A 14,699-nucleotide genomic window follows, 5' to 3' on the forward strand; every position below is an offset into this window, starting at 1 on the left:
TTTATTCTATTTTGGGTCTAATACCTGATTCTTGCATCGTCATTCCGGCGAAAGCCGGAATCCACAAGATGGATGCCAGCGTACGCTGGCATGACAAATATTCCGCAGCATACTGCGGAGATGTTTATTTTCTTTGAAAAGTGCTATGAATAATTCAACCAAGAGATATCGTTTTGTCCAAACAATGCGTTGGTTCGGTCCTACGGATGTGGTCAGTCTGAGAGATATTCGACAGGCAGGTTGTTCAGGAATTGTCACTGCGTTACATCACATTCCCAATGGGGAAGTATGGAGTATTGAAGAGATTCAAAAAAGAAAAAATGAAATTGAAAAAGCCGGTATGGTGTGGAACGTAGTGGAAAGTGTTCCAGTTCATGAAGCGATTAAAACACATCAAGGGAATTATGAACTCTACATCCAAAACTATATAACGACAATTCGAAATTTAGCGCAGTGTGGAATTGAAGTGATCACATACAATTTTATGCCAGTGTTGGATTGGACGAGGACTGATCTTAGTTATGAAGTAGAAGATGGTTCCAAGGCGTTACGTTTTGACTTATCTGAGCTTGCCGCTTTTGATCTCTTCATGCTTCAACGTCACGATGCGCAAAAAGATTATTCTGAAGAAATTGTTGCAAAAGCAAAAACGAGATTCAGTGTGATGAGTGAATCTGCAAAATCCATTCTGCAAAAAAATATTATTGCCGGTTTGCCCGGTAGTGAAGAGGGATATTCTTTAAGTCAATTTAGGGAAGCGCTTTCTGCATATCAAAATATTGATGAAACAACTTTGCGAAATCACTTGGAATATTTCTTAATAAAAGTCATTCCCGTTGCAGAAGAGTGTGGCATCGTGATGGCAATTCATCCAGATGATCCGCCATTTAAAATATTAGGATTACCGCGAGTAATAAAAAATGAACAAGATGTGGATAAACTTGTTAAGAATATTCCATCGATTGCTAATGGATTATGCTTTTGCACAGGCTCTTTTGGTGTTGATCCCAACAACGACCTTCTTAAGATGATTAAAAAATATTCGGAGCGGATCCATTTTGTTCACCTCCGGAATGTCCGACGTGATGAAGATGGAAATTTCTTTGAAGACAATCATCTGGATGGCAGTACCGATATGTTTAGTGTAGTAAAAGAGCTTGTTTTGATTATGAAATCTCGAAAAGTAAACATTCCCATGCGCCCTGACCATGGTCATCAAATGCTCGATGATTTGAACAAAAAAGTAAACCCTGGCTATTCTGCCATTGGCAGGTTGCGTGGATTAGCAGAACTACGAGGACTTGAATTAGGAATCTCACAGAGTATTAACTCATAACTAATCAATCACTTTCTATGACACAACAAAACCAATTTCTAACTACCCGCATTTCCCTCCAACTGTTCTTTTATATTCTCTTCACCCTTACCAATCTAAATGCAAAAGAGTTGCTTGGAAAATACGCTTCCCTTCAAAACGATGGACGCAGCATTATTGTCTCAACGCAACAAGGACAACGAGTGCGTATTACTCCCTATGGAAATCATATCATTCGAATACAGGCAGTCCGTGCTAATGAAGACTTCTTTACTGATGATCGATATGAGATGGTTGAATCTCATCAATGGCAAGGTTCGCTGATCCTGTCAGAAGATAGCAATGCAGTTATAATTTCAACCGATTCAGTAAATGGTCTATCGATGCTTCTTGGAAAAGAAGCATTACGACTCTCGTTTGGCCAAGTTGGAAATGTGAATAAATTACTTAGCCAAAATGATGGTATCTGGTGGGATGGCGATACTATTCATTCTTCGTTTATCTATGACGAGAATGAACATTTTACCGGTCTTGGTCATGGCTATTATGGAAGAGAAAAACAGATTGATCTTCGTGGAGAAATTGTTCAAAGAAACTACGGAACTCTGCACGGCCAACAAGCACCGCTCATTGTTCCATTTTATCTTTCCAGTAAAGGGTATGGAGTATTTCTCAACAGTACTTTCACGAATAAGTTCAATTTCGGAAATGGCGGACAATATGAATTTTCAATAACGGGCGAAGGACGAATGGATTATTTTGTCATTCTTGGTCCTGAGTTCCGTACTATCCTTGATCGTTACACACAACTTACCGGTCGTCCCAGAATGTTTTCAAAAGCGGCGTTTGGGCTTGCCCTTTCCGATAAAGGGAATGATCATAATTCAACGGACCCTTCTGATGAAAAATGGTGGAAGAAAAAAATTACTGCACATCGAAAAGCGGGATTTCCTCTTGATCATGTAGTCAATGATAATCGATGGAGAGCGGGAGGTGGGCAGCGCTGTGTGTCATATTTTGATTGGGATCTTGGACGATATCCCGATCCGAAGGAATATGAACAGTGGATTACAAAAAATGGTCTAATACTCACTTTAGATTTTAATAGATGTATCGCGTCACACAGTGAAGGCTGGCTTCCATCATTCAATATTCCCGAACCAGACAGTATTGATTTTAACGACAGTGCTCCGGATTTAACAAAGCAAGAAGTGCGTGACTGGTTCTGGAATACATTTTGGAATAAAAGTCTTAATCCAGCATTACAATATCCCGGCGATGCATTGTGGATAGATGAATTTGATGAAATGGGAAAAGCACCTTTAACCATGGTGATGGGAAATGGGAAAACCTGGCGTGAGATGAGAAACTATTGGTTCTTCCTCGTTGCCAAAGCATTGGTGAAAGATGGTTGGGATAAAAGTTTTGCCGGTTCAAAAAGACCATTCGTATGGGTGCGCGGTATGACATCGGGAGGACAACGATATGCAACATTGTGGAGTGGCGATATCAAACCATCGTATGACGATATGAAGACCCAAGTGAGAGGATTACAATTTGCAGGACTTGCAGGTTTTCCGTTTTGGGGACATGATGCTGGAGGATTTAATAATTGGGAAGAAAATCACGGCCCGAACGATAAAATGTATCGGCAATGGTCGATGGCGTTTGGCAGTTTCACTCCATTTTGGAAACCTCATGGGATCGGTCAATCTCGCTGGCCGCTTGATCGACCAAAAGAAGTGCAAAAAGATGCAAAGATATACTCCGAACTTCGTTACAAACTTATTCCGTACATCTACACCTATGCACATCGCGCATTTGAAACAGGATTACCAATTGCTCGAGCAATGGTGATTGATCATCAAAATGATGCGCTTGCATGGAAGCATGATCTGCAATATATGTGGGGAGAAGAAATGCTTGTTGCACCAAATTGCTCGGACGGTGGAAGTGTTAACGTCTGGCTGCCGGATGGTCAATGGTATAATTTTTGGAATGACACACTTTTCGCAGGCAATCAAATACTTTCGTTTGATGCGCCGACCGGAACATTACCACTCTTCATAAAAGTCGGTTCAATTATTCCGATGGGAAAGTATGCTGTAAGCACGGCATTTCTTAACAAAGATAGTTTAACGCTTCAAGTATATACCGGAAATGATGCGTCATATGTTTTGTATGAAGATGATGGCGTAACAGAACGATATCGGTCGAATAACGAGAACCGAACAACAGAAATTCGGTTTACACAATCTGATTTTTCATTGAACATCGGTGCATCCGTAGGAAATTATACGAACGCACCAAAGCGCCGGGCACTGCAGATTGAATTTCACGGAGTCCAGCAATCGAAATGTATAGCGCTTAATGGTGTAAAGCTGAAATCTTTCCAAACAGAAAAAGCTGCTTCAGCAGCTAAACAGGGAGTGGTTTGGAATAAAAAGAAAAATACCCTTTCTGTGTTTCTCAAGAGCTTTTCTGTTACTGAACCAATTGTTATTTCATCAATTAAAAATTGTCAATAAAAATTCACTAGAAGGAATACAGTAATGATGCTGCGATTAATTATCCTAACCGTTGTTTACGTTATCAATGCTTCTGCTCAGTCATTTCTCGGAAATATCTCGAAACACTCCATCGATGGAAAATCTGTTGTTATAAATGCAGAATCCTCTTTTGTTCGTTTGATGTGGTACTCCGGAAATATCGTTCGTGTTGATTATCTTCCGACTTCCAACTCATCCATCGATTCGTCATTTGTGGTTATTCAAGAGCCTGAAAAAAACACCCCTTTTACTGTGAATGAAACTGATTCTACGGTATTCGTGAAATCATCGAAGATCGCAGTGCGTATTCAAAAGCATCCTCTTCGTATTTCATTTCTGGATTCTCTTGGAACGGTATTGCTTGCGGAACCACAAGCGGGAGGGCTATCACATCATCAACAATCTCGCTCTCTTCGTTTCGTTATGGATGATGAAGATCATTTTTACGGAACAGGTGAACGTGGAATGGCAATGGAAAAGCGGGGCCAGAAATTTGAGAGCTATAATACTCAAGTTGGGAACTATACAGTCCCATTGGCGACAATGAATTTAAATGTTCCTTTAGTAACAACAAATAGCGGATATGCTGTGTACGTTGATAACACATATCGCGGCGAGTTTGATTTTGGCACTGTTGATCCAAAAGTATACTCTTATAATGCTGAAGGGGGAGAGATATCATATTATTTCATTCCTGGATCCACAATTGCTGAACAACTGGAAAAATATACTTGGCTTACGGGACGACAGCCGTTACCGCCTCGGTGGGCATTCGGATTTATCCAGTCAAAAAATCGATATGAAAACGAAACGGAAGCTCGTTCGATTGTTCAAACTATGCGTGAGAAAAAAATACCATGCGATGGAATCGTTCTCGATTTGAAGTGGTTTGAATATATGGGTGATATCTCATGGAATGAAAAATTATGGCCCAATCATGAGCAAATGATAACTGATTTCCTTTCTCTTGGAATGAAAACAATTTTAATCACTGAACCATACATTATACAACTCTCAAAAAACTTTCTTGAAGGCGACGCAAAAGGATATCTTGCAAAAGATTCATCAGGAAAAACTTTTGTGATGGAGAAATGGTGGTCATGCGGTTATACATGCGGTTCAACGCTTCTGGATATTACTAATCCGGATGCGCAAAAATGGTGGTGGAGTAAACATCCTGCTGCATTTGGATCTCACGTTGCCGGTATATGGACTGATCTTGGAGAGCCGGAACGCCATCCAGAGGAAATGAATCATTTTCTCGGAAGCACTGTAAAAATTCATAATATTTACAATCTGCTCTGGGCTAAAACAATTTATGAAGGATTCACGCAGCTTCGTCCGAATGAAAGAGTGTTTAATGTCTCACGATCTGGATTTGCAGGAGTGCAAAGGTACGGAGTCATGCCGTGGTCGGGCGATGTGTCTCGAACATTTGTCGGTCTTCAAGTGCAAATGCCGATCTTATTGGGTATGGGAATGTCCGGTATTGCCTATCAAAATTCTGACATTGGCGGATATTCTCGCATGCCTACTACTCCCGAATTATATATCCGCTGGATGCAATTTGGTACGTTTTGTCCAATAGCCCGCGCGCATGGTGCCGGTGAAACAGTGAATGGATATCCGACGGAACCATGGAAATTTGGCGTAGAGGCGGAAAAAATTTCCCGAGAGTTTATTCAGCTACGCTACAGACTGCTCCCATATATCTATACGTTAGCGCATAATAATTATGAAACAGGAATACCATTCGCCCGTCCGCTGTTTTGGTTAGATCCAAACGATAAAAAACTGGTGAATGAAAGCTCCTCCTACATGTGGGGAGATGCATTTCTTGTTTCACCGGTGGTTACCGCCGGTCAAAAATCTAAAAATATCTATTTCCCAAAAGGGACATGGATCAATTATTGGACAGACGAAATAGTCATCGGTGGAAAAGAAGTGTCAGTGTCAGCACCATTAAACCGGATGCCAATTTTTGTCAAAGAAGGAAGTATCATTCCGATGGCTCAGTTGATGAGCTATTCGGATGAACGTCCACTTGATACCCTGACAGTATTAGTGTATCCAAATTTTAACGGAGAAGTCACATATTCATTATACGAGGACGACGGCAAATCTCGCGAATATCAAACAGGAAAATATTCCACAACAACGTTTACCCAACGGTCAGCAACAACAAATGGGGTGACAACGCTTACTCTTTCCTCAGGTGAATCAAAAGGGTCATTCGAAAATAAACTGAACGAACGGTCATATATTTTTGAAGTTCATGGAATACAAAAGAAACCATCGAAAGTCATGAGTAATGGTATCAGAATTCCTGAAAGTAAAAAGCGAGGATCCAAAGAACCGAAATTCTCGTATGACGGAAAATCCAAAAAGCTCACGTTGTTTATTCACAGTCAATTGAATGTATCGACTGAAATTGAGGTAACTTTGGCGCAAGGAAAGTAATAACTTCTGAAATATTTTTGAGAAATATAAAGTGCAATAAACTGGAGATGAATAATCATACACAAATGATAAGAATGGTGCGAGGCGTAGATTTATGATGCGATGTTCTAAAACAGTTTATTGTATTCTGTTTCTTGGAATGATGAATTCATCGATTGCCCAAGATTCCCTTAAGATTATGACGTATAATTTGGAAGGAATGAAACCGGGCACGGATCCTCAAACTCGAATCTACCATACAATCCAATATTTAAAACAGTTAAACCCGGATATCATTGGATTGCAGGAGATCAATGAATCACCAAGTACGGGAAGTGACAACCAAGCACAAATGATTGTCGATTCGTTGACCGCATATTTTGGGTATCCCTTTTATAAATATATTGGTTTTACGCATCTTTCCTGGGATAACCAATTTAATGAGTATGTTGGGATTATTACAAAGCATCCGGCAATCGAAGTTGGGTATTTCGACCTCGTCAAAGGTGCATTTCCTCGAAAAATACTCTGGAATAGAATTAATACTCCTCTTGGGATGATTAATTTTTTCAATACACATCTCGATCACAAAACACCGGAAATAAGAGTTCAACAAGTGCAAGAGATTATAAGTTATGTCAACCAAAAGGATCTATCCTCGCCGGCTATCGCTTCTGTTTTAACGGGTGATTTCAATGATGAACCGCATACATCCACGATACAATCGCTCACCAATACCGGGTCGACAACATATTTTAATGATTCGTATCGAATAGCAAATCCTACCCTTCAAGGATATACATCTTCGTCCCAAATTCCCAATAGACGAATTGATTATATATTTTTCAAAAATACAGGTCAACTATCAATTACATCATCAAGAGTTGTGATGGATCAGCCGTACGTTGGTATCGAATATCCATCAGATCATTACGGTGTGATGACTATTTTTACAAAAAAAGTTGCAAGAGTAGCTAGGGAAATAAATTCTACGATACCCGTAAATATGGAACTCCGCCAAAATTACCCCAATCCGTTTAATCCGACCACAACGATACATTTTACAATCCCTTCAACTTCGTTTGTCACTCTGAAAGTATATGATATGCTCGGGAGGGAAATATCATCGTTGGTGAATGAGGAAAAAAGCGCGGGGAATTATCAAGAATGGTTTGATGCGAATGGATTATCGAGCGGGATATATATGTATAAAATCACAGCATGCAACAGCACAATTTCAAAAAGAATGATGTTAATGAAATAAGTAACGACAAGGGAATACTATGAAAAAATTACAAATGATTTTTCTAGTGATGTTGAGCGTTGTTTCAGGACTCTTTTCTCAATCACAAACTGATAGTGTAACATTGACATTTCGTGCACACCAGGCGAATGGGACTCCTATCCATGTCCCTGGAGTGTTCAATAATTGGACAGAAGAAACCGATACATCATTGATGGTGTATAGTGATGCTGTAAAAGCCTGGTTACGAACCTACACGTTCAAAATTCATGATTCTTCGCGAACACCTCTCGGTGATTCAGTCTATCAATATAAATTCAACAAAGGGGGGAACGCAACCGGATGGTACAGCGATCCGCTCAATCCGGAACAAAATGCAAGCGATCATAGTAATTCTGTTTTGCGGATGTCAAAATTATTTTATTTTGAGTTCTTTGCGGAAGAATCGAGTTCACAGGTTATCCGTATTGCAGTGGGAATATTTCATGCGAACAGCGATGCAATCTCGACAATCAAATTATCGACGGGAACAAGTCCAAATGATATTACCTCGACTACTGTCGTGACATCATCGTATGATACATCTTTGCGTATTTTGAATTATGTTCTTCCAGCACCCATTCCGAAAACGAACTATATACGGCTCGTCGCTGTCAACAATCACGGCGATTCTATCGTGTATCAAAATTCAGTCTATGCAGTTCAACTTTCACCAATGCCTTCATATGCGAACCATGCAGTGACGAAAGCTTCAGCATTATCGGGTGATTCTACTACATTTCGGTTAAGAGTCCCCGGAAAAAACTTTGTTGTTATTCGTATTGCTGAATCCGGTCAACCTGTTTCTGCCGCCGCACCGATTGTGATGAAAAAAGATCCATCGACAGATAATTGGTGGATTAACCTAAAATTATTGCCAAATAAACAATACGAATATGTTTACGAGATTGAAGATGGTAAGCAAATTACTGATCCGTTTGGAAGGGAAGTTGGAAGTGCCGGAACTAAGTTCTCAACAGGCCCTTCAGGCTTGACTGCCGATGATTATGCTTGGATGAAAATTAATTATGTAAGGCCGCCTCTGAACAAACTTGTCATTTACGAACTTCATATTGCTGAGTTTGCCGGTGGATTTTATGGGAAGGGTGCTGCGCAATCTGGATTTACTGATTTAAAAAATTTATTGGGATATTTCGATTCATTGGGTATTAATGCTATTGAATTAATGCCGATCAATGACAATGGCAATGTTGGGAAGACGGGACATTCGTGGGGTTACAATTTGAATCATTATTTTGCACTGGAACCAAGTTATGGCACACCATTGGAATTGAAACAACTTGTCGATGAAGCACATCGACGAGGTATTGCTGTCATACTTGATGTAGTGTTCAATCATCAAAATGATACCGGACCATTGTGGAAAATGCTTCCTGATGAGACAGCAAATCCATATTTCAAATCAATAAACGACAAGCGGTATAACGAAGATGGTTTACAATTTTATAAAGATATGGATCATTGGACTGCCGAAACACAAGAATTAGTGTTGCAAAGTTTGCGAATGTGGATTGATGAATACAGGATAGATGGTTTTCGATATGATTATACGCAGGGGGTCGGCTGGAACATAGCGGAACCCACAAAAGGGATCTTAGGTTGGGCAAATGCAATAGATACATTGTATCAAGGAAAAATATATCAAATTGCTGAGCATCTACCTGAATCTCCCGCACTGATGTATTATAGTGGAATGACAAGCGGTTGGCATGACAGTTTTCGAGATGAGTTGTTTGATGAAGCACGTTATCAAAATAGAACGTTAACAAATCTTGAAAATCGAGTGATTGATCTTGGAGCATTCGGCAGTAATGATACTCCGAATACACCATCATCGTATGCAGACCGTACTGAGCCTGTGAATGCGACAATTACACATGATGAGCAGTCATTGATCTATGAATTGACCACATATCAATCAGTTTCTCTTGAAAATGCAATTCTTCGAGATAAATTATATGCGACCTTCGTTTTTGGGTCATTGGGAATCCCAATGCTATGGGAAGGTCAGGAAATGAGTGCACCGCGGGGATGGCAAAACGATGGACAAAAATTATCCTATCGTCCAGTGGAATGGAATATGTTTCAAACGGACCGCGGTAAAAAACATTTTGATTATTATAAGGCACTCATACAGCAGCGCAAATATAATCCTGCATTATATCAAGGTCAGCTTCATAAATTATTTAGATATGAAGCGAATAGAGTATTGGTTTGGGGATTTCAACACGAAGATTCAAAAAGTTCTGCTATCTTTATTGCAAATCTTAGTGGAGCAGAACAGACAATATCGAATGTTCCTTGGTTAGGTACGGGTAATTGGTACGATGTGTTTAACCAGAGCGTGTTGACGGTCAGTACAGATCCCGTTCCTTCGTTAACCATACCGGCATATACGGCAAAAGTGTATTCCAATAAAACGAATGCTCAATTGGGCATACCGACTGCGATATCTCAATTCAATGCGACAATTCCCATTGAATTTTCATTATCGCAGAACTATCCTAATCCCTTTAATCCTTCTACCTCCATTCAGTATTCTATCCCGAATAATTCATTTGTATCATTGACGGTATACGATATACTTGGAAGAAACGTAGCAACATTAGTGGATCAAATTCAATCTGCCGGAAATTATACGGTATCGTTTAATGGTAGTGATCATTCGTCAGGGATGTATTTCTATAAATTACGTACGTCAAATAATACCGAAGTCAAAAGAATGATATTGCTCAAATAAGATAACATGGCAAAGAACGATCTTACTTTCGTTAGCTCCTTATTTCAACATATCGGAAATATTGATGAAAAGAATTTTTCTCTTTCGTCGTCCATGTGGCAGTATAAATCGTTCAAAAAAGGAGAATTCTACAATAATTATCAGAGCGTCTGCAAATACGTCGGTTTTGTATTGGATGGACTTTTCCGGACGTATTATATCGATATTTCGTCAGGTGACGAAAAGAATATTTTCTTTTTTACCAAACATACATTGGTGGTTGCGTTCAAAAGTTTTGTGACGCAATCACCATGCAATTATCACACGCAGGCAATCGCCGATTCGAATGTGTTGATGATTCATATTAACGATCTTCAGACGTTGTATAAACAATCGCACCAATGGGAACATCTCGGTAGAATTATCGCGGAAATTGCCTACACATCGGCGATGGATCGAACGGAAGGATTTCTGTTTAAGACACCCGAAGAGCGATATGTAGAGCTGATGAAACAACATCCAGAAATCATAGAACAAGTTCCTTTGTATCACCTTTCCTCATACCTCGGCATTCAGGGGCCTTCTCTTAGCCGAATACGTAAAAGATTATCCCAAAAATAGCCTTTCGTTAAGGACAATTCCTTTAGATTATTCCACACTCGATTTTAACCTTGGTTAATGGAATTCGTCTATACAATCTCCATATTTAGATGTCTCCTATCCAATAATATTCGAGGAAAACTATGAAATTAGTTGCAACAGCAATAACTGTTATTACTTTGATGGTACTTACAGGATGTTCATCTGAAAATCAGTGCATGAATTCATTACCAACAGTTGAACACTCAAAAGATGTCTCATTGACATCGTACAAAGTAACTGCATCCGACTCTACATGTCTGCAGGCGTATGAATGGAAACCGCTCTCAATACCAATTCGCAGCGCGGTAGTTATTGTTCACGGTGTTCGTGATCATGCTACACGGTATTCCGTTCTTGCCGAGTCCTTAAATGCAGCAGGATGTGTTGTCTATGCACAGGACCATCGAGGACATGGAAATTCTGGGGGAGATCGTCAACGTTTTGAATCTATTCCGCAGTTAGTGGAAGATGTTCGCTTAGCAGTGATGGAAACAAAAAAAAGGAATCCGAATATTCCCGTATATATGTTCGGTCATAGTCTTGGAGGATTGACGGCGGCAACCTATGCGGTGACACATCAAGACGAACTGTCCGGCGTAATATTAAGCGGAGCATTACTAAAACTTCCTCCGTTTGTGAATGGGTTTCAGACTGGTGCAGCACGATTTTTTGGTTTTCTTATTCCTGGATTACGAATTCAGGCAATTGACGATCAGGAATTTGTGCGTGATTCCGTTGCGAAAGCAGATCTTGCCGGCGATCCATTGATTGATCATAGTAATTTACCGGCGCGATCAGCAGCAGCGGGATTAAATGGCTTAGATGAGATTCAAAAAAGGATGGAAGAAATTACTCTTCCATTACTCATCCTTCATGGAAAAGAGGATAAATCCACAAATAACGAGGGGAGCAAAGAATTATATGCTCGTGCAAAAAGTACAGACAAAACATTTCATTTATATGACAAGATGCAGCATGATTTAATGCACGAGCCGGAACACAATCAAGTGATTAATGATATAACAACTTGGATTATATCTCATCGTGATACAAATATTAAATAGAATATGTAACTACTCAGCGACGAAATAAAAGAATATAAAATCCTTGTCATTCTGAACGAGTTCCGCAGTTTTGTTGCGGAACGCAGTGAAGAATCTGGTTTGTGCGCTCGAAGACTCATGTGTAGTTTTTTCAGATTCTTCGCTACGCTCAGAATAACAAGTGATTTATGATTCACCCAAATAATAGCTGAGCAGTTACAAGAATATTTATTTAGGATTGAATAAGATTGAACTAGAGTCTTTGGAATTATTTAGAGAAAGAATATTTGTGAGTATGAAGTAAATATTTGATGGGAAGAAACATAATTAACTAAAGTTACGCAGTGTTCGTAATTTGCAGATTCCATTAGAAATTTTTAGGAATAATGCAATCAAAGAACACCGCTCTAATTTTGTAAATTGTTTCAATGTGTTTAGTAACTCTAAAAAGTTCTAATTGACAAAACGCAAACAGGACAAAATAAATTTATCTTTTCATAATACACTAAAATAACACCTTATTTTGCTAATGTTCCAGATGGAAACACTGCTACCCTTAAGCAAGTGCTGCCATAAGGAACAAGATTGATATATACCGTTTCTGCCTCTGCTGTATAATTCTCTTTTTCAGGCAGTGGGGGAGTGTATCTGTTTCCAACCAGATTCCATGTATTTATTTTTTTTGCAGGGACTCTGATTATTATTGGAGCCTCATTAGTATCAAATGCATAGGAATTCGTTGTGGATATTTTGACTTGTATGTTTTTCTCGAAATTATTTTTATCGAGCAGCAGAGCATAATTCCAATCTGCAGCAGGGAAAAAATTCCATGCTGGAAAATTGGGATTGCTCGCCCGTTTGCCATTCATATTTGGATGAAATATGGTATCCTTTTCTGCCTTTGTAGGAACAGGATAGGCAAATAACAATGGGCCATATTCAACTACAAGCCCATTATCAGCAACTGTTATCAATTCAGGTTTCATCGGTAAATAAAGCTTTATGCCAGCTTTATTGTTGATGAGTAGGTTAATAGTGATGAATTTCCCTGTCGTGAGTTTACCAGAATATGACTTGCCATTGATGAAAAGTTTGGGCTGCGTACACCATACCGGAATCCGGAATGTGAATGGAAGTGTTATTGTTTTATCAGACTCGAACTCATACCGTATTTCATGGGAGAAGGGATAATTGGTTTCTTCTTTCACAGTAATATTTGCTTCATTTATTTTAAAATCAACGGAAGACGGCGCATAGAATGCAGAGACTAATCCGCCCTGCTTGTCACGCATCCATAACCGAGAAGCAAAATTGGGCATAAAGCGGTTTACATTGCCTGAACAGCATTCCGTCATGTGCACGGGACTGTATGCCATCCAAGTTTCACCATGATAAAATTTATTGTGATTGGATTCAAAAGTACTGATGACCTGATTTAAACCTGAAAAATACTGTAACGCTTTAAAATCTTTGGTAACTGCACCCGGACCTGCATTAAAACAGGCTTTTTCTATTTTGTCAGCCACCGAGGCATCTCCGTTTGCCATTAATAAATATCCAATTGCCCACGTATAATCAGTAATGTCACATGTTTCATGGCTCTGCATGATGTCTTTGCCTGCAAGGTGCTCATTGGAGGTCGGCACTCCATCGGGAAGCATGTGGTCACGGTCAAGTTTATAAAAGGCATTTGTTGCAGCACTCAGGTATTGTAGTTTGCCCGTATAAGCATACAGTATGGCTGGAATTTTTGCCTGCTCCATATAGGAAACACCATGCATTCTTATGATAGAATCAGATAAACATCTGGACATTGTGAGATCATCGCTATGATTGGTAGGCAGATTGAAAGTTTCGTACGATTTTTCAGCAAGTTCCAACAGTTTAAGGTTACCGTTAATTCCATACAACCATAATATTCCTTCCAAATTAACGATGTTTCGCCCACGACCCAGTTCCTGAGGTATAATAGTAAGATAATGTTTTTCCAGAACGCTTAATACCATTACGTTTTTTGTACTGAGGTAATACGCTTTGAGAGCCCTAAAAAAAACTGCGTTCGGCCATTCAGATGTTTTTTCAGGACCAATCCTTCCATCGCTTTTCACGTTGTCGAGTGTATAGCGTACATTGTCTTCCCCCTTTTTAATCAGGTCTTTGTCATTCAGCAGGTACCCAAGGCGAATAATACCATCCACCAAATACCCTGTTTGTTCATACCTCCATGATTCATCCCCGTATTCTCCCGCTCTTTTTAAAACACCATTCCACAGATTGGTATTGTAAGGATAACCCAATGCGTAATGTTGTCCAGTCATACCGGATTTTTGTCTAAGAAGAAATTCCTTTATCCAGCCTTGAGGATGAATTGTGTTGGGTGAAAGTTCCTCAAATTGATGGAAGGTCGGAATTTTTTCAACTTGACTAGTATTGGTTTGAGGAAAGGAAACAGTAAAAAATAAAAGCAGCAATCCTGCATATGCGATTGTTATAAAAAATTTATTTCCTAATTTTCCAGTCACCTTTACATCGCCGTCTACTAATGTTTCTCCGGACAAGAATAGTTTTTTACCGTTGACCACCATGTCGGTATTGGCGCGGCTGATGACAATTATTTTTCCCATGATAGGTTTAATTTAGTTTAAAATATTTAGTCGCATATTTGAGAACACGATATTTTTCTGTATGC

General features: G+C 39.4%; 8 protein-coding genes. 7 read left to right on the top strand and 1 reads right to left on the bottom strand.

What is annotated here, in order from left to right; genetic code table 11:
• The first annotated feature begins 145 nt into the window (after positions 1-145).
• From uxuA to WDA22_04795, 7 genes are all read left to right on the top strand, one after another.
• The gene (gene uxuA / locus WDA22_04765; GenBank protein MFA5832774.1) at positions 146-1,336 is read left to right on the top strand and encodes a mannonate dehydratase; all 1,191 of its coding nucleotides are present in this window, start codon (positions 146-148) and stop codon (positions 1,334-1,336) included.
• A gap of 17 nt (positions 1,337-1,353) precedes the next feature.
• The gene (locus tag WDA22_04770; GenBank protein ID MFA5832775.1) at positions 1,354-3,843 is read left to right on the top strand and encodes a TIM-barrel domain-containing protein; all 2,490 of its coding nucleotides are present in this window, start codon (positions 1,354-1,356) and stop codon (positions 3,841-3,843) included.
• A gap of 24 nt (positions 3,844-3,867) precedes the next feature.
• Complete coding sequence (locus tag WDA22_04775) at positions 3,868-6,324, top strand: glycoside hydrolase family 31 protein (protein ID MFA5832776.1); 2,457 nt, start codon at positions 3,868-3,870, stop codon at positions 6,322-6,324.
• A 142-nt stretch (positions 6,325-6,466) separates the two neighbouring features.
• Positions 6,467-7,567 (top strand): endonuclease/exonuclease/phosphatase family protein, encoded by a 1,101-nt coding sequence (locus WDA22_04780; protein ID MFA5832777.1) that lies wholly within the window; start codon positions 6,467-6,469, stop codon positions 7,565-7,567.
• A 19-nt stretch (positions 7,568-7,586) separates the two neighbouring features.
• Entirely contained in the window at positions 7,587-10,346 is a 2,760-nt protein-coding gene (locus WDA22_04785; protein MFA5832778.1) for an alpha-amylase family glycosyl hydrolase, read from the top strand.
• Positions 10,347-10,352: 6 nt separating this feature from the next.
• Positions 10,353-10,946 (top strand): Crp/Fnr family transcriptional regulator, encoded by a 594-nt coding sequence (locus WDA22_04790; GenBank protein MFA5832779.1) that lies wholly within the window; start codon positions 10,353-10,355, stop codon positions 10,944-10,946.
• 122 nt (positions 10,947-11,068) lie between these two features.
• Positions 11,069-12,031, top strand: a complete 963-nt coding sequence (locus tag WDA22_04795) for a lysophospholipase (protein ID MFA5832780.1) — start codon at positions 11,069-11,071, stop codon at positions 12,029-12,031.
• Between the two features lie 497 nt (positions 12,032-12,528).
• On the opposite strand, the gene WDA22_04800 is transcribed toward WDA22_04795, so the two are convergent.
• Positions 12,529-14,634 (bottom strand): beta-L-arabinofuranosidase domain-containing protein, encoded by a 2,106-nt coding sequence (locus WDA22_04800; GenBank protein ID MFA5832781.1) that lies wholly within the window; start codon positions 14,632-14,634, stop codon positions 12,529-12,531.
• Positions 14,635-14,699 lie beyond the last annotated feature (65 nt).

The organism is Bacteroidota bacterium (assembly GCA_041658205.1).
Lineage (GTDB): Bacteria > Bacteroidota > Ignavibacteria > UBA10030 > UBA8401 > UBA8401.